General features: G+C 66.9%; 16 protein-coding genes. 3 read left to right on the forward strand and 13 right to left on the reverse strand.

Annotation, left to right across the window (positions count from 1 at the left end):
- Positions 1-5 precede the first annotated feature (5 nt).
- Entirely contained in the window at positions 6-1,301 is a 1,296-nt protein-coding gene (tssK, locus tag ACCC97_RS12540) for a type VI secretion system baseplate subunit TssK (protein ID WP_237726069.1), read from the reverse strand.
- 254 nt (positions 1,302-1,555) lie between these two features.
- Positions 1,556-2,074 carry a type VI secretion system lipoprotein TssJ gene (gene tssJ, locus ACCC97_RS12545; protein WP_042673165.1) on the reverse strand — a complete coding sequence of 173 codons (519 nt, stop codon included), beginning with the start codon at positions 2,072-2,074 and terminating at the stop codon, positions 1,556-1,558.
- Between the two features lie 129 nt (positions 2,075-2,203).
- Here tssJ and ACCC97_RS12550 point away from each other — a divergent pair, with 129 nt between their 5' ends.
- The 3 genes from ACCC97_RS12550 (at position 2,204) to ACCC97_RS12560 (ending at position 5,412) form a co-directional block, all read left to right on the forward strand.
- Complete coding sequence (locus ACCC97_RS12550; protein WP_007831825.1) at positions 2,204-2,611, forward strand: TssQ family T6SS-associated lipoprotein; 408 nt, start codon at positions 2,204-2,206, stop codon at positions 2,609-2,611.
- A 67-nt stretch (positions 2,612-2,678) separates the two neighbouring features.
- Positions 2,679-4,616: a type VI secretion system-associated FHA domain protein TagH gene (gene tagH / locus ACCC97_RS12555; protein WP_413333075.1), complete on the forward strand. Its 1,938-nt coding sequence runs from the start codon at positions 2,679-2,681 to the stop codon at positions 4,614-4,616.
- A complete protein-coding gene (locus tag ACCC97_RS12560; protein ID WP_413333077.1) occupies positions 4,609-5,412 on the forward strand; it encodes a PP2C family protein-serine/threonine phosphatase in 804 nt (267 codons plus the stop codon). The genes tagH and ACCC97_RS12560 overlap by 8 nt, the downstream gene beginning before the upstream one ends.
- 25 nt (positions 5,413-5,437) lie before the next feature.
- Here ACCC97_RS12560 and ACCC97_RS12565 read toward each other — a convergent pair whose 3' ends face one another.
- Genes ACCC97_RS12565 through ACCC97_RS12615 form a run of 11 tightly spaced genes read right to left on the reverse strand, consistent with a single transcriptional unit; the run spans position 5,438 to position 20,270 of the window.
- The gene (locus ACCC97_RS12565; protein ID WP_413314911.1) at positions 5,438-5,818 is read right to left on the reverse strand and encodes a DUF4150 domain-containing protein; all 381 of its coding nucleotides are present in this window, start codon (positions 5,816-5,818) and stop codon (positions 5,438-5,440) included.
- 15 nt (positions 5,819-5,833) lie between these two features.
- Positions 5,834-6,496, reverse strand: coding sequence for a DUF3540 domain-containing protein (locus ACCC97_RS12570; protein WP_413314910.1), 663 nt, complete (start codon positions 6,494-6,496; stop codon positions 5,834-5,836).
- Between the two features lie 46 nt (positions 6,497-6,542).
- A complete protein-coding gene (locus ACCC97_RS12575) occupies positions 6,543-7,592 on the reverse strand; it encodes a pentapeptide repeat-containing protein (protein WP_413333079.1) in 1,050 nt (349 codons plus the stop codon).
- Complete coding sequence (locus ACCC97_RS12580) at positions 7,589-10,204, reverse strand: DUF2169 domain-containing protein (RefSeq protein ID WP_413333081.1); 2,616 nt, start codon at positions 10,202-10,204, stop codon at positions 7,589-7,591. Before ACCC97_RS12580 ends, ACCC97_RS12575 begins: the two co-directional genes overlap by 4 nt.
- Positions 10,205-10,217: 13 nt before the next feature.
- Entirely contained in the window at positions 10,218-10,697 is a 480-nt protein-coding gene (locus ACCC97_RS12585; RefSeq protein WP_413333083.1) for a DUF3592 domain-containing protein, read from the reverse strand.
- Complete coding sequence (locus ACCC97_RS12590; protein WP_413333085.1) at positions 10,694-13,072, reverse strand: type VI secretion system Vgr family protein; 2,379 nt, start codon at positions 13,070-13,072, stop codon at positions 10,694-10,696. The genes ACCC97_RS12585 and ACCC97_RS12590 overlap by 4 nt, the downstream gene beginning before the upstream one ends.
- A 14-nt stretch (positions 13,073-13,086) precedes the next feature.
- A complete protein-coding gene (gene tssH / locus ACCC97_RS12595; protein WP_413333087.1) occupies positions 13,087-15,834 on the reverse strand; it encodes a type VI secretion system ATPase TssH in 2,748 nt (915 codons plus the stop codon).
- Positions 15,831-17,003, reverse strand: coding sequence for a type VI secretion system baseplate subunit TssG (tssG, locus tag ACCC97_RS12600; protein ID WP_007831838.1), 1,173 nt, complete (start codon positions 17,001-17,003; stop codon positions 15,831-15,833). Before tssG ends, tssH begins: the two co-directional genes overlap by 4 nt.
- Complete coding sequence (gene tssF, locus ACCC97_RS12605) at positions 17,000-18,871, reverse strand: type VI secretion system baseplate subunit TssF (protein WP_007831843.1); 1,872 nt, start codon at positions 18,869-18,871, stop codon at positions 17,000-17,002. The genes tssG and tssF overlap by 4 nt, the downstream gene beginning before the upstream one ends.
- Entirely contained in the window at positions 18,871-19,398 is a 528-nt protein-coding gene (tssE, locus tag ACCC97_RS12610; RefSeq protein WP_042673168.1) for a type VI secretion system baseplate subunit TssE, read from the reverse strand. The genes tssF and tssE overlap by 1 nt, the downstream gene beginning before the upstream one ends.
- Positions 19,399-19,406: 8 nt before the next feature.
- On the reverse strand, positions 19,407-20,270 hold the full coding sequence (locus tag ACCC97_RS12615; protein WP_413314901.1) for a type VI secretion system accessory protein TagJ: 864 nt from the start codon (positions 20,268-20,270) through the stop codon (positions 19,407-19,409).
- Positions 20,271-20,399: the final 129 nt, after the last annotated feature.

A 20,399-nucleotide genomic window follows, 5' to 3' on the forward strand; every position in this document is an offset into this window, starting at 1 on the left:
CTCCCTCACGGACGGATGGCCCAGAACTCCATGGCCAGGCCGGGAAAGTCACCGGCCAGGTGCATCGCCACGCCGCCGGACTTTTCGAGCTGTCGCCACATGTCGCCGCTCTTGTCGAGTTCGAAATAGTGGTAGCCCGCGTTGTACGGAATCTGCCGCGGCGCCACCGGCAGCGGCCGTACCACCACGCCCGGCAGCTGCAGTTGCACGAGGTCGCGGATGCGCTCGACCGAGCCGATCTTCACCTGCGTGGGGAAGCGCTGCTGGATGGCATCGGCCGGCAGGTCGGCATGCACCGCGAGCACGAAGCCCGCGTTGCGCACCAGCACCGGATCGGGCATGCGGCCCACGCGCACGCCGTGGCTGCGCTCTTCGAGTTCGATGGCGATCGCGCTCTGCTCGAGCACCGCCGACAGCGAACGCCGCAGCTCTTCCAGCAAGGGGCGGATGCAATCGTTGAGGTTGTCGTGGTCGTACACCGGCCACAGCACCGGACGGCGCGTGGGCGAGGTGTGCGTGGCCAGGTGGCAAGCGAGCTTGAGCCAGTCGACGAACAGCTCCTCGGGATGCACCTGCACCGCCTGCTGCGCGTGCCACGTGAGTGCAAGGTAGCGATTGACCAGTTCGAGCAGCAGGAAGTCGGAGACCTCGCTCACGCCGCCGCGCCCCGGCTGCGACAGCCGCGAGGCCAGTGCCTCGGAGCGCTGCGTGAGCAGCCCGTGCAGCTCCGCGATCATGCTGCGCAGCATCCCGTGCGCCGAGGCATCGAGCACCGGCGGAATGTAGTTGGCATCGACCACCAGCTTGTGGTCGGTGCGCCGCTCGATCACGCGCACCGCACCGATGGCCTGCCACTCCGCGGTGAGCGAAGAAGCGCGCGCCAGGCGCAGGCGCGGCGAAGCGAGCTGCAGCACGGCAGGACCGAGCGCAACGGCATTGCCGTCGTTCACCTCGCGCTCGATCACCCCGAAGCGCGCGGCCGAGCCTTCGTCTTCCGAGAAGATGACCTCCTCGCTGCCCGGCCTGCGCAGCGGCAGCGCGAGCACGATGAGTTCGTCGGTGAGGTCGTTCGGTACTTCGTAAGGCAGGGGCGCGTCTTCGGCGCCGAACGAAAACGGCGTGCCATCCGGCATCACGCCCGCACCGCCGAGCAGCGACACGCGGCCCAGTGCGTACGCGTCGCGGTCGATCTCGAGATGCAGCCAACCCCAATAGGCGCCTTGCAGGCCTGCGGTACGCCGGGTCACGTACTGCTCGACATAGCGTTCCATTTGCTGGAAATGCTGCGGCCGAAGGTACATCCCTTCGGACCACACCACGCGATTCGCCAACGCCTGCGGAAGGGCGCCGTTCTTTGCGGCGCCCGGATTGCGAACTGTCACCAAAAGACCTCCTGGGGAGTGCTCACGTCGAAGCGGAAGATGCGCTGAGGAGCGGCCTCCCGGTCCACTTGTTTTGCTCTTGATGCTACACGGCGCGTCTTACGTTTTGCACCGCAATTCGCTAGCTAATTTTTCGCACTTTCGTACTAGTGAATCAAATTTTTGAGAAGAAATTAACGACTTGGTAGCAACTCGATGCCCGTCTTGCGGATGGCGACATGCACGGCCTGCTCGCTCGGCGAGAACTGCCACACCTTGTACAGGTTGGTCTGCTTCGGTTCCTTCAATGGCAGCACGATGCGCCAGCGCGCGGCTTCCAGCTTGCGGTAGCCCGCGATGATGCCGATGGCGCGCGAGTCGAGTCCCGCCTCGCGCTTGAACACGCGCTCTTCGCCGCTGCGCATGATGGCCTGGTCGGCGTTCACGAGCTCGGTCATGAGCGTCTCGCGGTCACGGTCCTGTAGTGCAAAGTAGTCTGCCGTCTCGAAGTTGCCGGAAGATTTCAGTTCGAAGACTTTGACGAGGATCGGCGCGGCCTGGCCGCGTCCGTCGGGGTTGACGCCATCGTCGATCTTCACGGTGATGGCATAGGGCGTGGGCATGGACTTGGCCGTCGATGCGCATCCACTGATGAGGCCCGCAAACAACGGTGTGGTTGCAAGTGCGCCTTGTAGCAAGCTTCGTCGATGCATTGAATTCTCCCCGGGGGTTCGCGGCCTATATTATCGAAGTCGTGCGCCCTTACGATGGCGCGTCGCGTGCATGTCGCAACACAGCGGCACACTACTCAAGGATTGCCTTTTGCAAGGTAGGAGAGAAGATTGAAGTCATGTCTGCCTGCTCTGGCGCTCGCTCTTTTGGTGATCGCGGGTTGCACGACCACACCACCGCCCGATCCCGCACCGCAACCCGAACGGCTGAGCCAGCAGGTGGCACGCACCACGCTCGAACGCGCGCAGCAGGCGTATGACGACGGCGACTATGCCAAGGCCGTCAACACGCTCAAGAGCGGCGGCGTGTCGGTGTTCGACGCCGCCGAGCCCGCTACGCGGCTCGATGCGATGAAGCTCGAAGCCTTCAGCTACTGTGTGGCAAACCAGGTGCCCGAATGCCGCACGCAGTTCCGCAAGATCCTCGATGCGTTCCCGAGCTTCGAGCTCAACGTGGCGGAGCGCAAGCATCCGGTGTGGGGGCCTGCGTTCGAGGCCGCCAAGCGAATGAAGCGCTGATGAAGAACACCGCGGCCCTGCAGTCGCCGCTGTTGCCGAAGCGCGGGAAGACGAACACGGAGAAGCCATGCTCTGGACAGTGATCGAACATGCGGGCAGGCCGGTGGCCGCGGGGCCCTCGGCATTGCTCGCGGCACCCGGCGGAACGATCGGACGCAGCCCCGACAACCACCTCGTGCTGCCCGATGAACAGCGCCAGATCTCACGCCTGCAGGCCACAGTGCGCTTCGACGACGACGGCGTTGCGGTGCTGCGCAACATGAGTGCCGTGCTGCCGATCAGCGTGAACGGGCGCTCGCTTGCGCATGAGCAGGAAGCACGCGTGGCCGATGGCGACCGCGTGGCGATCGGCAGCTATGTGCTGGAGGCCGCGAGCCCGCTGCGTGCGCCGCCAGTTGCGCCGCCCGTGACGGCGGCAGCACCGGTACAGCCGCCGGCTTCTCCAGTGCAGCCGTTGCAGCCGCTTTCGATGGCGGCACCGATGATGGCCGCGCCCGTGTCGGCGGGCCCCGTCGATGCGCTGCTGCCGTCCTCCGGCGCATTCGACGTGTTCGCCGATCTGTTCGGCGAAGGCGCGCTGCCCATCGGCGATACGCAGCCCACGGTGGCGATGCCAACGCCGCCGCGGCAGGCCCCCCCTCCGGCTCCAGCACCCGTGGCGGCGCCGGCGCCCAGCGAATCTTTCGCGGCGCCCCTGCAGCCATCGGCACCGCCGTCACCGCCACCCCCGCCAAAGACAGGCCCGAGCCTTGCCCCGGCGCAGATTCCTTCCGCCGCGGACTGGGACGCCATCCTCGCCAACGCGCCGCGCCGCATCGACAGCACGCCCGCGCCGATGCCCGACCCGATGGCGCACGAACCCTTCGAGCTGCCGTCGCAGGCGCGCCGCAACCCGGTCGATCCGCTCGCGGAACTGAACCCGGACGCGGCCAACGACATGTCGGACATGGCGCTCAAGCGCGGCGTCGATCCGCTCTCTTTCTTCGCGGCCGACGAAAGCGCGCACTCGCCGCTGACCGACCCGCGCCCCACCGCGCTGGCGCACACCGATCCGCTGCTGCCGGGCGACACGCACCCCGCGCTCGACCTGCTGCAGAACAACAGGCCTGCCGTGCAGGGGTACAGCCAGTCGAACCATGCGCGCGAAGTGGCGGCGCAGTTTCGTCCGCCGAATCCGGTGGCATCGCCAGTGCCCGCCCCTGCGCCTGCGCCCGCCGTCGAACCGGCGAGGGTGGAAGCACCTCCTCCGCCGCCGCCTCCCGCACCGGCGCCCGTGGTGCAAGAAAGCCCGCCCGCAGCGCCGCCTGTCGTGGCCGCCCCCGTGACCGTCGAGCCGGCGCTTGCGCCCGTCACCGCTACGCGGCCCGCAGCGCCTGCACCTGCTGCACTGCCGTCGTCCACATCGGAAGCCCTCTTCAAGGCTTTCCTCGAAGGCGCCGGCGTGCCCGAGGTCGCCGGCCAGCAGCCGCTCGACATCGAGGCCATGCAGCGGCTGGGCCGCATCATGCGGGCCTTCACCGACGGCACCATCGACCTGCTGTCCTCGCGCGCCATGCTCAAGCGCGAGGTGCGCGCCGAGATCACGATGATCGTGGACGAGGAGAACAACCCGTTCAAGATCCTGCCCAACGGCCGCGCCGTGCTGATGCAGATGTTCGGCGCGCGCATGCCCGGCTTCCTGCCGCCCGAAGCGGCCGTGCACGATGCGCTCGGCGACCTGCAGTCGCACCAGCTCGGCATGGTTGCCGGCATGCGCGCCGCGCTGCTCACGCTGTTGAAGCGCTTCGATCCCGCGGCACTGAACAGCGCCACGCCGCACGACGGAGGCCTGGGCGAGAAGCTGCTGCCCGGTGGCCGCGAGGCGCGCCTGTGGCGCGAACTGCAGCAGCTGCACACCGAGACCACCGCGGCCGTCGAGGACGACTTCCAGGCCGTCTTCGGCCGGGCCTTCCAGCAGGCCTACGACAAGGAAATGGAAAGATTGAAGGAGGCGCGCCGTGCTTGAACTCACCCGCGCTTTCGCGGTGCCGATATCGACCTCGCAGTTCTCCTGTGTCGGCGAGCGCAGCGGCAACCAGGACGCCATCGGCTACCACCTCGACGAATACAACGCCTGCTTCGTCGTCAGCGACGGCGTCGGCGGCAACGCGGGCGGCGAACTGGCCGCACGCATTGCGGTCGACACCGCGCTCAACACCTTCGTGCGCAACCCGTCGGTGGAGCAAGAGGACATCCAGCACGCCGTGAAGGCCGCCAACGACGCCATCCTTGCCAAACAGCGGGAACTCGCCGACCAGAGCAGGATGAGCGCGACCATCGTCTCGCTGTTCGTCGACCGCACCAGCGGCCAGGCCTGCTGGGCTCACGTGGGCGACAGCCGTCTCTACTGGTTCCGCCGCGGCGCGCTGATGCAGCGCACCGAAGACCACAGCCTGTCGGAGCGCTCGGGCGAAGCGGCACTGGGCAACGGTACCAATGGCGGAGAACGCCTGGTCAAGACCAACCTGCTGTACCGCGCGCTCGGCGCCAGGGCCGCGGTGGAAACCACCGTGTCGACGCCGCAGCGCCTGGCCGATGGCGATGCTTTTTTGCTGTGCACCGACGGCTTGTGGCAGCTCATTTCACAGCAGGTGATGGAACGTTCATTGCAACTGGCCGACAGCGCTGAAGAGTGGCTCGCGCTGCTGCGCCGCGCGGCCGAGGCCAAGGCCGATGAGTCGCGCGACAACTACTCGGCGCTGGCGGTGTGGGTGGGGTTTCCGCAGCAGGTGACGCTGGCGGGCACGGCCAGGCCCGTCTGACGATCGCGGGAAGCGGCGCGCTTTCTCAGGGCGCCAGCATCAGCACCTTGAACTGGCTCGGCACGATGCGCATGCCGACCATGTTGCAGCGGTTCTGCATCGTGATGCTGGTCACGCGGGTGGCCGGCGTGCCCTTGAGCAGTACCGTGAACGCGCCGGTAAGGTGACGCGATTGCTGCATGAAGGTCTGCGACACAACGCCGCCCAGCGCCCCGGGCTGATCGCCCAGGGTGATTGGCGTGGTCGTAGCCATGTTGTGTGCCGGCATCGCCATGAAGAGGATGTTCCAGGCGTTCGGTACGGCCATCGGCCCGAGGGCCATGTTCGGGAACGGAATGGGCACCGGCGTGCGGCAAACGTCCGGGAAGGCGAGGTCCATCCCCATCAATTGGCAGTTGGCAAACATCGTTGAAGCTCCTTGTCAGCCCATGTGGATCTGCGAGGCGTCGACCTTCACCAGTTCCTTGCCGGTCACCATCGTGTGCTGGCCGTGGATGCGCACCGTCTGCGTGGCCTTGCAGTCCAGATGACCGACGCGGGACTGGTCGACTTCCTCCACCATGCGCAGGGCGTTGCGCGCCATCTGCACGATGCGTTCGGCGACGGTCTCGAGCACCTTGCCGACGAGCCGCGTCCGACCCACCGTCGCATCGACCGACTGCGCTGTGACATGCAACTGGTCCACGCGGCAATCGCCCTCGTCGGCCTGCAGGGTCCATTGCGCGCCTTTCATTTCCAGCGTCGCTCCGCTTCGCAGGCTGAGATTGCCCGCGCTCTCGATCGACACCATTCCCACAGCCCCACCGAGCGTGATGTCGCCGGGGGCGTCGATGCGGCTCGTCGCGGGGTCTGCCTGTTCGATCACCGCGATCAGGTAGACCCGGTAGCGGTCCGGCCCGGACAACAGCACCGTGTCGCCCTGCTCTGGTTTGAGCAGGCAGCTCGCTGCCCGCCGGCACATCCACACGACGCCTTCGTCGTCTTCGACCCCCAGCTGCCCGTCGGGCATGAAGGCTGTCAGCCGTCCGATGAAATGGACCGGCGTCGATTCGGCTGGAGTCGAGCGGAGCGGAACGACATTCATGATGATTCCCTTCTTGGCGTTGATCGATGGCGCATGGCTTTGCCGTTCACGGGGAGTCGAACCAGGCCTGCGCCTTGTGCAGCTCGGGGTCGTTTTCAATGATGCCACCGCGTGCGGAAATCCGGGCCCCTTGCTGGATGGCTCGATGAAAGCGCGTACGAAAAAAGTGCGCTCCGCTCATGTCGGCACCACTGAGATCTGCGTATGAAAAGTCGGCGTCTTGCAGTTCTGCGCGGCGGAAGACCGCCCCGTTCGCACGCGCGCGATGGAACACGCTCAGCGGCAGAAAGGCATCGTCAAACGCCGTGCCCTGCAGCTTCGCGTCGACCCAGATCGACTGCTCGAAGCGGCCGCCCCTGCAGTTCGCCTCGCCCAGATCGGCTTCGGCAAAGATCGTCTGTGCTGCGGCGGCACCGGAGAAGTCCGCGTTGAGCAGCGACGCGCCCTTGAAATTGCTCTGCGTCAACGTGGCGTTGCGGAAGTCCGCCCCGTCCATCCTGCTGTCGGTGAATTGACACCGCTGCAGCGTCAGGCCCGCAAAGACCTGGCGCGTCAGGTCGCACTCCAGGAATATCACGCTGTCGGCCTGCATGCCAGCGAAGATCGCCGTCGAGAGGTCGAGCTTGTACATGGTCACGAAGCTCAGCACGGCACCGGTGAAATCGGTCTGCGCGAGCTTCGACTCGGCCACGGTGGCCCGATCCATTCGCAGCATGGCGAGCCGGGTTTGCGTGAGGTCCGAGCGGAAGAAGGTCGCACGGTCCAGATTGGCGCCGGACAGATCGGCCTGCTGAACGTGCGATTCGACGAACGATGCCTCTTCGAGCGTGGCCTGCGAGAAATCGGCGCGCTCCAGTCGGCACCGGTAGAACTGCGCCTTGCCTGCGATGCCGCCGGAGAAGTCGCATTCACCCATCCGGCAATGCGAGATCACGCTGCCTGCCAGGTGCGCGCCCTGGAAGTTGGCGCCCGTGAAATCGACGTTGTCCCAGAGGGCGCCCGACAGATCGAGGCCGCGAAGGTCCCAGCCTCGGCATTCGACGCTCCGCACTTGGACGCCGTGCCGCACATGGTCGAGAAGTTCGTCGCGCGTCATGGTGCTGGTGCGTCCGCAGGGCGCGCAGGCCATACCTTGGCGTGCCGGGTGTAGGCGCCATCCAGCAGCGTGGTGCCGTCGACGAGGGCCTGCGAGACATCGGCGCGGAAGAGATTCGCACCGCGCAGATCGCAATGGGTGAGCACGGCTTTCGACAGGTTCGCATCGATCAGGATGGCCGCGCGCAGGGAGGCGCGGGTGAAATCGGCGCGCACGAACAGGCTCTCGCCGGCGGACAGGCCATCCATCTTCGCGTCGCTGAAGTTGCATTCGGAAAAATCGCAGGCATCGAGGTGCGCCGCGCTCAGGTCCGCTGCAACCAATGGCATGCCGCGCATGCCGCATTGCTTGAGCTTCGCGCCATTCAGCCGCACGCCAGACAGCGAGCTGCGCAGCGCCACGCTGCAAGCGTCCAGCGTCGCATCGGAAAAGTTCACCGAGCTGTCGAGCGTTGTCGTCACGAATCCGCAACGCGTCAGCTTTGCACCGGTAAATGACACGCGGCGCAGCTGGCATTCGATCCAGACCACCTGCAGCATCTCGGACTGATCGAGATTCAGGTCTTCGAGCGCCATTCGCAGCAGGGCCACCTGGTGCCAGCGCGAACCGCGGAGGTCGCAGCGCGCGAACGACGCCTCGTGCAACTGCACCTGGTCCATGCGGACTCCCGCCATGCGGCAGCCAACGAACTGCGCTGCGTCGGCATGCGCCTCCCGCAGGCTTGCGCCTTCGAGATTGGTGCGATCGAAGCGCGCACCGCCGATGTTTGCCTCGTCCAGCCACGCTCGGGCAAGGCTCGCATCCGTGAAGTTGGCGCGCGCCAGAACTGCCTGCGAAAAGTTGCAGTCGTCGAGCTGCGCGCCCGTCAGGTCCGCATCCGCCAGCATGGCGTGCGAGAAATCGGCTCCGCGAAGGTCCATGCCGGACAAATCGGCGCCGATCAGGTTCATGTGCGCGAACGCGCGCTGCCCGGGTTCGGCCACCGAGAGCCGACGGCGAAGCTTGGCGCTTCGGAAGCTTGGCATTGCGGGCGCCGATCCTCCGAGATGCGCGGAGTGCAGGTATCCGAGACGCATCAGGGGATCGGCAGGCACGGTCGGGACGTCCGGCTCCTCGACGCCATGGGTCCCGGCATCCCCGGTGCCCGGTTTTGCCTGGTCGTAGCGGTCGCCCTTTGCCATCTCCTGCTGGAGCTGCTGCGGATCGGGCACCACTGGCTGTGCGCGCGCCGCCGATCCGGCAGCGCTTTCGACTGGGAGGGAATCCCGCTCGGCCTCGATCCGCTCGCCCTCCTTCCGCAGCCGGTCCCGCGCCTCCATGGCCGAGGCTTCCGCTCGCTCGAGGTATTCGGGCAAGTCGTCGAAGTCCGGAGTCGCTTCGGGCTCCCAGGGGGCCGTCAGGTACTGGTCGGGGTCGAGTCCCCGCGCGAGCAGATCCGCACGGCGTGCCTCGTGGTCGCGCAGCAGGCCGGCGCGGATGTTTCGCGGCAGCGGCTCGGCCATCGGGTTGGACAACTGCATCTGCCGCCAGTCACCAAGGATCGACTGGGGAACGAGGTCTCTGTCGCGCAGTACATGCACCGCGCCTTTTTCTGGATCGATCCGCTTGAGAAGAACCTCGCGGTAATGCGCCGGCGGCCGCGGCGCGTCCCGCAGTTCAAGCACTGGCATGATGTGCTTGACGTCGGCGGCATCGTCCTCGCGCACCACCGTCGAGCCGTGCCAAATCAGGATCACGCGTTCGCGGTCGGGGAAGAACCATGCGGTGCTCAGGTGCAGCGGCACCGCCCTCAGCATGTCGGCGTCGTCCGAGAAGCTGACGTGGCAGACCGCGTTCCAGTCGGGCAGGTGCCCCTTCATGACGGGAATCCGCGGATGCATGTTCCACAGTTCGTACGCTGCGCCCGGCGGCAGCGAACTGCGGCCGGGCCAGCGCTGATCCTCCGGCGCCGCGTTGAAGAAGCGCCAGTCCATGTCGTCGGCGAAACCGGGGTAGCCGTTTTCCAGCCACGCGTTGTCGTACTGGCGGCCCATGTGCGCCATGCGCTGCGGCCAGTCCGGCAGGTAGGCACAGAGCGCCGCCGGGGTGCCACGCTGCTCGCGGCCGGCGAGGCGACGGGAAGCCTGTTCGATGTGGGGGAGCCGACGCGTGTGCACTCCGTTGACAACCTCATCCTGCGCACCGATGCCCAGCGGGTTCTGTGCGAACCCGGGCCCGCCGTAGGTGTGGCGCCAATCCAGAGGCATCTGCTCGAAGGGCAAGGGAGCCGTCGATCGCCCGTCGAGCCAGTAGCGGTCACCGGACACCAGAAGCGTTTTCTCGAGCGTGTCCACGCGCAGGCGCACTGCGCACTGCGACTTCTCGGTCTGATGGCAGGTGTAGGCGAAGCCGCTGGCCAACACCTCGGCCTCGGCCTTGGGCACGCTGAGGTCCAGCACGCTCCCGGGGTCGAGCACTTCGCTCACCATCTGCCAGAGCTCCTGCTCCGGCTGCAACTGCGGGTCTGCGTTCAGGCTCGCCAGGGCGATCGAGGCAATGCCCAGGTGGTTGCTGCCCTTCCACCGGTACGGACGGGTCAGCAGGCTGAGACGGAACGGCTTGACGATTTTCAACGGCGAGGGTCGCTCAGGAAGAGGAAGAAGAGGGCGAACGGGAGGTGGTCGCCGGAAAGATCAAGGCGCTCTGTGCCGGATGATCCGGCGCATAGCGGACCTCGACCGCGCAACCGATGCCGTACAGGGTCAGCTCGCTAAGTGGAATGACCTTCTGCAAGCTCACGCTGTGCCGGACGCCAGCCGCGTCCCGGAACGCCACGGTGAACGTGATCAGGGGGCTGAGATCGCTATAGCTTCCACCCATCTCGCTCGCCACGATCACGCCGTCCGCACGTCCGTCGAGCGTCTCGCTCGCCGCCTCGCGGCGCGAGACCTGAAAGAGATCCCATCCACCGCACAGCAGGAAGGACCCCAACAGCATCAGGCCGATGCACGCACCCATCTGGCCCAGGCCCAGGCCGCCGGCGAGCACCACCATCGGAACGGCGCCCACCGCGAGCAGGACCGCACCCAGCCACTTCATTCGCAGGGACGGCGATGCGCCGGTCATGTGCACACGAACAGGCCCTTGAGCATGACCTTGAACGCCCCGACCTTGATCTTGGCACCGTTGTCGAAGTTGAGTGCCCGGTTCGACAGCCTGTACACCTTGAAGTCGAAACTGGCGCCCCCGATGTTGGTGCTGACGGCATTGATGGTTTCGGACAGCGAGGCGTAGGTGAAGGAATTCGCGTAGGCGATGGAAAACGAGAAGGGCGTCTTCGAGGTGATCGAAATCTCGGCCTCCGTCGTGATCGTGCTGCCTGCGTGTGTGTGCAGCGAGTTCGTGTAGCTCACGTCCTTGTGGTCCGAATGCAGGTTGATGACGTTGGCATTCACCTTGAACTCGGTCGGGGTGGTGATCTCCACATCGGCGTCGGTGCTGCGCATGGTCAGCTTGCCCTTGGAGTTGATCGTCGTCGTGCCGGTGACGTCGATCAGCTCCGTGCCGCCAATGGTGCGTTTGCTGTCCGATGTGACGTGGTAAGTCTCGAGGCCGGTCACGGTGACGTCCTTGCCCTTGGACTTCTCCGTGTACTTGCCGTCGACGGTGGTGCCCTGCGGGCCGTTGATCTGTTCCGTCAACGACACGCCGATGGTCTTGGTCTCGCCCTTGTCGACCGTGTCTGTGCGCGTGCCGGTGACATGGATGGTCTGATTCCCGATGACATCGACCTGCTGGTTGCCCCCATCCACCTTGATGAACTGGTCGCCGCCGTTGACGGTGATCTTCTGCGGCCCGCCCTTGTTGACCGTCAGCGTGTGCGGCCCGTTGATCGTCTCGTCCAGCGAGGTGTTGGTGGTGTAGTTGTCCGCGCCTTCGATGGTCGTGGTTCTTTTGCCTGCGACCGTATCGGTTTCATCGGCCTCCACATCGATCTCGAAATTCTTCTCGGCGTGAATCCGCACCAGCTCGGAACCCGGCGCATCGTCCAGGATGAACTCGTTGGCATTTGCCGGCGTCCCGTCCTGGCTGCGGCTCACGAAGCCGCTCACCGTGACCTTCGCAGGCAACTCGAGCGGCGGCATCTGGTCCGAGTTGTAGACGCGGCCAATGATGATCGGCCGGTCGGGGTGCCCGCCGATGAAATCGACGATCACTTCCTGGCCCTTGCGCGGATGATTCACCGCGCCGTAGTTCGAACCGGCCCAGGCGCTGGAAACGCGCACCCAGCAGGAGCTGTTCTCGTCGCTCTTGCCGTAGCGGTCCCAGCGGAACTGCACCTTCACGCGGCCGTATTGGTCGACCCAATACTCCTGCCCCGCCTTACCCACCACGGTGGCGGTCTGCGGTCCGTTGGTGCGGGGCATCGGCGTCACGCGCGGCGCGCGGAACGCATACGAGGTCGGCTGCACCGCGAAATCGAAGCTGTACGAGCTGTCGGCCGCACCGGTGTCGTAGCCGCCTTCGCGCAGCGCATATGACACCGACACGATCAGGTATTCCCGGTTGTCGTCCTGCCGCGGACAGTTCTGCATGGTGAAGCGGTAGCCCGGCGCCATGCCGCGCACGCTGGCGTGGCCCACGTCGCGCTCGGCCTGCGATTGCGCCTCCTCGAGCCGGATGCGCGAGTAGCGCTCGCCCTGCTCGGCCTCGCTGAAACCCCCGAGCCACTCGTAGATCTCGTAGGTGTCGTGTGCGTTTCCGCGCGGCTGGCTGCGCATGCTCAGCAGATCGGCCCTCGACTTCTTGAAGTCGTAGTCGTCCACCACGTAGGTGCCGGGGCGGATTTCCTCGGTGACCTGCCATTGGTCGATCACCTCCTGCAGCGGGTCCGCGTCGCGGTCGGCCGCGAGGTAGCTGATCTTCGGATAGGCCGGCAGGGTCTCGTGCGCGCCCATGTCATCGGCCAGCACCAGCGTGTGCTGATTCTTTTCGTGCTTGAAGTAGTAGTAGATGCCTTCATGCTCCATCAGCCGGCTCACGAAGGCGAAGTCGGTCTCCTGGTACTGCACGCAGTACTCCCACTGGCGGTAGGTTCCGCTGAGCTTCTTCTCGAACGCGAAGTTGTAGTCGGCGAAAACTTCCTCGAGGATGTCGACGACCGATTTGTTCTGGAATATCTTGCAGTCGCTGGTGCGCGTCAGGTACCAGAGCCAGGGTCGCACGGTGGCGCGGTACACCACATAGCGCGAACCGCCGCCCTCCTTGCCGATCATCGTGAACCGGACGATCTGTCCATTCAGAAAACGAGGCTGGCCTGCCGTCAGTATTTCGAGCGTGAGCGGCTTGCCCAGTACCGACTTCATGTCGAGCGACACGGTCGGGCTCAGCAGATCGACCTCGAATTCGAACAGCTGCGAGAGGCCCTCGGTCCCGTGCATCGAGCGGAACAGCAACTGGTCCTCCGCGAGCGGTGTGTGGGCTTTGACGACTCTGGCCATGGAGCTCTCCCTTTCTACGCTTGGTGCTCAGAAAATTCGTAGTGGAAATCGTCGCCCGCCGCGCTCAACTGCACGCCGGCGAGCTTGCGCGCACTGACCGTGGCGCCGATGACTTCCTCGCTCAATCGCGGAAGGATCGTGTGCGTGAGGATCGCGTCGATCATCCGTCCACCCGACTCTATGGCCGTACAGCGGCGCGCCACGAGTTCGACGGCGCTGTCGTCGTAAGCCAATGCAATGCCGTGGTTCGCCTGCAGGCGCGCCGCGATGCGATCGAGCTGGAGGCGGATGATGCGATGCAATGCCTCGGCGTGCAACGGGTAATAAGGCACTACAACGAGACGGCCGAGCAGCGCCGGCGCGAACACCTTCAGCAGCGGCTCGCGCAGCGCGGTGGCCAGCGGCTCAGGGTCGGGGCGCAGGGTCGGGTCTTCGCACAGCTGCATGACCAGGTCGGTGCCGACGTTGGAGGTCATGATGATCACGGTGTTGCGGAAGTCGATGTGGCGGCCTTCGCCGTCTTCCATCCAGCCCTTGTCGAACACCTGGAAGAAGATCTCGTGCACGTCGGTGTGGGCCTTCTCGATCTCGTCGAGCAGCACCACGCTGTAAGGCCGGCGGCGCACGGCCTCGGTGAGCACGCCGCCTTCGCCATAGCCCACGTAGCCGGGCGGGGCGCCCTTGAGCGTGGAGACGGTGTGCGACTCCTGGAACTCGCTCATGTTGATGGTGACGAGGTTCTGCTCGCCGCCGTACAGCGCCTCCGACAGCGCCAGCGCGGTCTCGGTCTTGCCCACGCCCGAGGGGCCGCACAGCAGGAACACGCCGACCGGCTTGTTGGGGTTGTCGAGCCGTGCGCGCGCGGTGCGGATGCGGCGCGAGATGGTCTCCAGCGCGTCGGGCTGCGCGACCACGCGGGCCGAGAGGATCTCGCCGAGCCTGAGCACCGACTGCGCGTCGTCGCGCACCATGCGGCCGATGGGGATGCCGGTCCAGTCGGCCACCACGGTGGCGATGGCCTGCGCATCGACGGCCGCGAGGATCAGCGGCGATTCGCCCTGCAGCTGCACGAGCTTGTCCTGTGCTTCGTTGAGTTCGGCGCGAATCTCCTGGGTCGTGCGCTGGGGTTCGGCGGGTGGCGCGTCGGGGTCCGCATCGACGTTCGCAGCTTCCACTTCCTGCGCGTCCGATGCCTCGGCCCGCGCCTGCGGCACCGCGGCCGGCGAGAGCTGCTTGCGCAAGGCCACGATGCGCTCGACCAGCGCGCTTTCTTCCACGCGCCGTTTCTCCAGCACCTCGAGTTCGGCCTGCGCCTGCGCGACCTGCGCCGCGATGTCTTCCACGCGGTGGTGCTCGCCCACGCCGATGGCGGCCTCGCGCCCCGCGATGCCCGACTCGATGCCCAGCACCTCGATGCGGCGCTGCAGGTCTTCGATGGCGGCGGGCAGCGCATGCTGGCTCAGCGCCACGCGCGCGCAGGCCGTGTCGAGCAGGCTCACGGCCTTGTCGGGCAATTGCCGCGCGGGAATGTAGCGGTGCGACAGGCTCACGGCCGCCTCGAGCGCGGCGTCGAGGATGAGCACCCCGTGGTGCTTCTCCAGTTCGGCCGAGATGCCGCGCAGCATGATCACCGCCTTGGGCTCGGTGGGCTCGTGCACCTGGATGGTCTGGAAACGCCGCGTGAGCGCCGGATCTTTCTCGATGTACTTCTTGTACTCCGACCAGGTGGTCGCGCCGATGGTGCGCAGCCGGCCGCGCGCGAGCGCCGGCTTGAGCAGGTTGGCCGCGTCGCCGGTGCCGGCCGTGCCACCGGCGCCGACCAGTGTGTGCACCTCGTCGACGAACAGCACGATGGGCTTGGGGCTCTTCTCGACCTCGTCGATCACCTGGCGCAGCCGCTGCTCGAACTCGCCCTTCACGCCCGCGCCGGCCTGCAGCAGCGTGGGGTCCAGCACCCACAGCGACACGTCCTTGAGCGAAGGCGGCACATCGCCCGCGGCGAGGCGCGAGGCCAGGCCTTCGACCACGGCCGTCTTGCCGACGCCGGCCTCGCCGGTGAGCAACGGATTGTTCTGCCGGCGGCGCATCAGGATGTCGATGATCTGGCGGATCTCGTCGTCGCGGCCGTAGACCGGATCGAGCTCACCCGCGCGTGCCTTGGCGGTGAGGTCGCTCGCATACTTGGCGAGTGCAGAGCCGCCTGCCGCGGGGCCATCGCCCTGGTGGTGCGCCACCGCGGGTGCGCCGCCTGCCGCGCCTGCGCTCGGTGCGGCGTCGAAGTCGTCTTCGGGCGACCCCTCGGTCCACGCAGCGAGCTGCGCCACCAGCACGTCGGGCACGATCTTGTCGAACTCGCGCGAGATGCCCGAAAGCACCTGCCGCAGCCCCGGCGTCTTGATGATGCCCGCGAGCAGGTACGCACCCCGGATGGAGGTGGCCTCGAAGCGCAGGCTCGCATAGACCCATGCGCGCTCGACGGCGTTGTCGACGTGTTCGGAGATGTCGCTGATCGACGTGGCGCCATGCGGCAGCCGGTCGAGCGCGCGCACCAGGTCTTGTTCGATCGCATCGAGGTTCAGCCCCGCGCGCTTGACGATGCGCAACATGTCGCTGTCCTGCAGCTGCAGGATCTGGTGCAGCCAGTGCACGAGTTCGACGTAGGCGTTGCCGCGCAGCTTGGCGAAGGCGGTGGCGGTCTCCAATGCCTTGTAGAGCATCGGGTTGAGCTTGGAGAAAAGAGAGACGCGGCGGATGTCGGTCATAAACCCATGGAAGAAGGAGCGGAACGGGAAAACAATGCTTCGGGCTGGAACACCATGTCGCCCGCGTCGGTGTCCGACATGCGCGTGCCGAGCCAGCTGCCCCAGCCGAGACGCTGGCTGCTGTTGAGCCGCATGCCGTGCGCGTCCTGCTTCTTCAGGACGAGCCGCAGATCCCACGCGAACTCGATGCCGACGTACTGTCGCACCCAGTCGACCACCTGCTGCAGCCGCTTGCTGCCCGGCAGGAACTCGCGGAACTCTTCCTGCGAGAGCGGCCCGAGTTCGAGGCGGAACTTGGCTTGAGCATCGCGCACGGCCAGGCCGATGGTGGCGCCGCCGCCGAGCCGCTGGTTGCGGCCGGAAAGGCCGATCCGGCTGACCTGGTGCTCGTCGAGCATCACCCAGTCGCTCACGAATTCCTCGACGTGCACGGGCACGTCGAAGTAGAGCTTGAGGATCTGGATCAGGCCCTCGGGGTTGCGCGTCTGGCGCACGAGGTGCCCCGCCATGAAGGTGCGCGCATGGTCGGCGATGCGGTCGCGCTCCTTCAGGCCGGGCTGCCCCATGTTCATGAGGCTGGACACATAGTCGACGAAGCGATGGCCGTCGGGACGGTCCAGGCTGTTGACCGACTGCGCGTCGGCCCAGGCCCGGTAGAACAGCAGGATCAGCCGGTGATGGAACAGGTCGGCGAACGCGCTGAGGGTGTCGTCGGCGTGATGCCGCTTGCGCTCGCGCGCGTACTCGGTCAGGTGCAGCGGCAGCGGGCCGTTGGGACCGAACAGGCCGAAGCCGTAGATCGAAATGCGCGGAGGTCCATCGCTGTCGACATCGACGCCCGACACGTTCGACGGCGCGAACGCCATCGAGGGCTCCTGCCCGAGGCGCAGCGGCTCGTCGAGCGGACGCGGTGCCCGGCCCAGCAGCGGATGGTCGCCCTGCGCGTCGAGGCGGCGCAGCAGCATGAACAGGTCGTGCTCGAAGGGCTGCTCCAACAGCCTGGCCCAGAGCACCGGATCGACCTCGGGCACGCCGCGCCGTGGCGCCGTGCCGGGCACGGGCGGCGCGACGTCGTGTTGTCGAATCTCGTCCGTATCGAGCACCACCTCGCCTTCACTGGCGGCCGGCGCGTCCTGCTGCATTCCTTCAGTGAAGCCGGTTTCGCTCATACGGCAGGCCGACGTCCCACGCGCGGCGTCCAGCGCGCGATCTCGCCGCGCTGCAGGCTGGACAGCGCGAACTCGGTGAAGGCATTGAGCGACACGTGCCGGCTGAAGAACTGCTCCAGCACGGCGCCGAAGAGATAAGGGCTCGCGCCGGAGAAGGCGACCTCGTCGATCTTGAGTGCCACCTCCACGCCGCGCCCGAACACGATCGGGCCCGGCTCCGGCAGGCGGCGGAACACCGGCGCCAGCGCCATCGAGCGCACGCCCTGGATCTGGCGGCGCACAGAGGGGTCGGCGAGGTTGCCATATAGGTCGAGCATCTCGCGCAGCGCGGCTGCGCCCTGCGCCGCATCCACGTCGGTGAGGCTCAGGTAGTTGAGCCCCAGGTGGCTGATGAGGCGCCAGGTCAGCGCGCCCTCGGCCAATGCGGGGTACGGGCGCGAGGGCCCGCGCAGGATGCGGATGGCGCGCACCGGCGCCGACACACGCAGCGTGAAGTCCGATTCGAGTCCGGTCGGCAGCAGCAGCGGGAGGTCGCGGTTGGTGCACAGCGCGTCGAGCGTGATGTGGCGCAGGCTGTGCGGAAAGGGCGCGTCGTGCTGGTCGACGAGCGACACGTAGACCTCGCTGCCGGTGTAGCTGGTGCGCGTGCCCTGCGCGCGTGCGCGGTCGGACACCAGGCGCGGTTCGCGGCGCAGCGAGAAGTAGGCGCCGAAGTCGCCGTCGTCGGCCGCGAACGAGCCGAGGAAGGGGCGGAACTCGCGCTCTTCGGAGCCGTTGGCCATGTGGCCGGTGACACGTTCGACGGTGAATATCTCGAAGTCGCGCGGGCGCGTGCGGTCGATCACCGCATGGTGCTCATGCTGGCCCGGCCCCACCGGAATGCGGTCGCTGCGGCGCGGCACGAGGTTGATGATGGGCGTGCAGAACAGCGAGAAGTGCTTGGCGTCGACCAACCGTTCGAGGTCGGCGTCGGCGCGATCGAGCAGGATCACGATCTCCATCGTGGTGCCGCCCATGGCCGCGGCCGCCGCGCGCAGCTTGTTCACGCTGAAGAACAGGTAGCGGTCGGGAAACGCGAAGTACTCGTGCAGCAGCCGGTAGCCCTGGAACGAGCGCGCGTCGTAGGGCAGCAGCGCCTGGTCGGGGTCGAAGCCCTCGTGCCTGACGGCCTCGTCGCCGAGCGGCACGATGCGCGCGGTGCTGCCCGGCCCGCTGCGGCAAACCACGCCAACGCTGTGGTGCGCCACGAGTTCGAGCACGCGCAGCGCATGCAGCTCCGCGCCCGAGAGAAAGAATTCGAGCCGATCCAGCGGCATGTCGGCAAAGCGTGCGCCGCCCACGGCTTCGAGCTTGATGGTGATCGCGCTCTTCGCCTGCCGCGCGACCATCGGCATGGCATGCGCGATCTCCGCCGGCACGGGGCCGATGCCGGCCTCGGCGATCTTGATGGGCCACAGCGTGACGGCATGGCCGGTGCGGAACTCGCAAGCCGTCTGTTCGCCCTTGATCATGCGTCCGCGCAGGATGGTGTGGCGCGGCAGCTCGTAGCCGGCCTTCAGCGAACCTTCGTTGAGGTTGCCGTCGATCTGCACCACGGCCATCGCGGGCAGCGGCGCAAGGAAGTTGGGGTACACCACTTCGAGCAGCCGCTGCGAGAAGCGCGGAAATTCCGCGTCCATCTTGAGCTGGATGCGCGCCGTGAGGAAGCTGAAGCCTTCGAGCAGGCGCTCCACGTACGGGTCGCTGACCTCGATGCCGCGCATGCCGAGACGGCCCGCGATCTTCGGGTAGCGCTGCGCGAACTCGGCCCCGAGCTCGTGCATGTAGGTGAGTTCGCGGTTGTAGTAGTCAAGCAGCCTGGCATCCATCAGAGGCCTCCGGTGGGCCGCAGCACCATGTGCCCGCTTTCAAGGTCGAGCTCCGAACGCAGGATGAACTCGATCGGGTACGGCACCGACCACAGCGTGCCGCGAATCTCCAGCGCGAGCAGGTTGTGGTGTTCGAGGTCGGTGGCATCTGTCACGCAGCGCACGTCGATGCTGTCCTTCATGATGCGCGGCTCGAAGTCGATGATGGCCGATCGGATGGCCGCTTCGACGTCGGCGAAGTCGACCTCCGACATGCGCCCGCCAGCCCAGCCGCGCACGCCGAAGTTCAGCACCGAGCGGCGCGCGCGGGGCATGGTGTTGATGTTGTGGTCCGCGCCGAAGTTGGTGGTGTTGAGCAGCCACTGCAGGTCGCGCAGCACCGAGTCGCGCAGCAGCCTGCCGCTCATGAGGAAGGCGCCCGCGCGCTCCTGCCGGGTCTGCGGCGTCTTGTCGGTGAGGCGATCGAGCAGCACCGGCTGCAGGCGGTCGCGTGCAACGCTTTCCTGCTGGTCGCCGTCGGTGTCCATCATGGCGTTCATGCGTCGGTGGCCTCCCGTGCGAACTCGATGAGCCGCAGGTCGAGCAGCGAATGGTCGCCGGCTTCGCTGATCAGCGTGCGCTGCCCCAGGCCCGCGTACTGATCTTCGCCGGCCAGCGGCAGCCAGTCGGTGCGGCGGCCCAGCGTGGTCTCGTCGTCGAGCCCTTCGAGCGAGCCCGGGTAGCGCACCGGCACCAGGCCGTTGAGCGCGCGGCCGTCGTGCAGTTCGAGCTCGGCGGGGGCCCACAGCAGGTCGACCAGGTGCTGCGGGCGCGAGAACTTGATGCGGCGCACCTCGGGCAGGGGCAGCCATGCATAGCCCGAAGGCGTGAGCAGCTCCAGCACCGGGCCGATGCGCACGTCGCCGTCGCACAGCCAGGCGAAGTCGCTGCGCTCCACCGGTTCGCCGTCGAACGCTTGGGTAGCGCGCGAATCGGAACGGTCGACGCTGGTGAGCGCGCCGTGCAATGCGGGCGCGGCCTGCCGCGCGGTTTCGCGCAGAGCAGCGGCTTCATCGGCGCGGTCGGCCGGCAATGCGGCGGCGGCGATCAGCTGTTCGACCCAGTCCGCATTGCCGCAGACGATGGCCGGTGCGCGCCCGCCGGACCAGAAGTCGCTGCGATGGCGCTCACCCGCAAGCGCCATCGAACACGTGACGCTGGCAGGCGTGAAAGTGGGATCGAGCTTGGTGGCGAGCTTGAGCTGGTCTTCGGCCCGTTGCCAGTCGCCGCGCAGGGCGAGAAAGTGGCACAGGGCAAGACGCAGGCTGGCATTCTGGGGACTGGCGCGGATCTGCCGCTGTACCCATTCGGTGTGCTCGGCCACGGAGCGTTCGCCCAGCACTGCAAACCCATCGCCCATGAAGCTTCCTCGCTGACTGACTGGCACACGGCGCGAAAGGCCCGTGTGTAAAAGACGGCCGCGAAGGCCGTCGGGAAAACGTCGCGGGGGGGCCCCCCCCCCCGCCCCGCCCCCGGGGAGAGCGAAAAA

This window comes from Variovorax sp. Varisp85 (assembly GCF_047304045.1).
In the GTDB taxonomy this organism is placed as follows: domain Bacteria; phylum Pseudomonadota; class Gammaproteobacteria; order Burkholderiales; family Burkholderiaceae_C; genus Variovorax.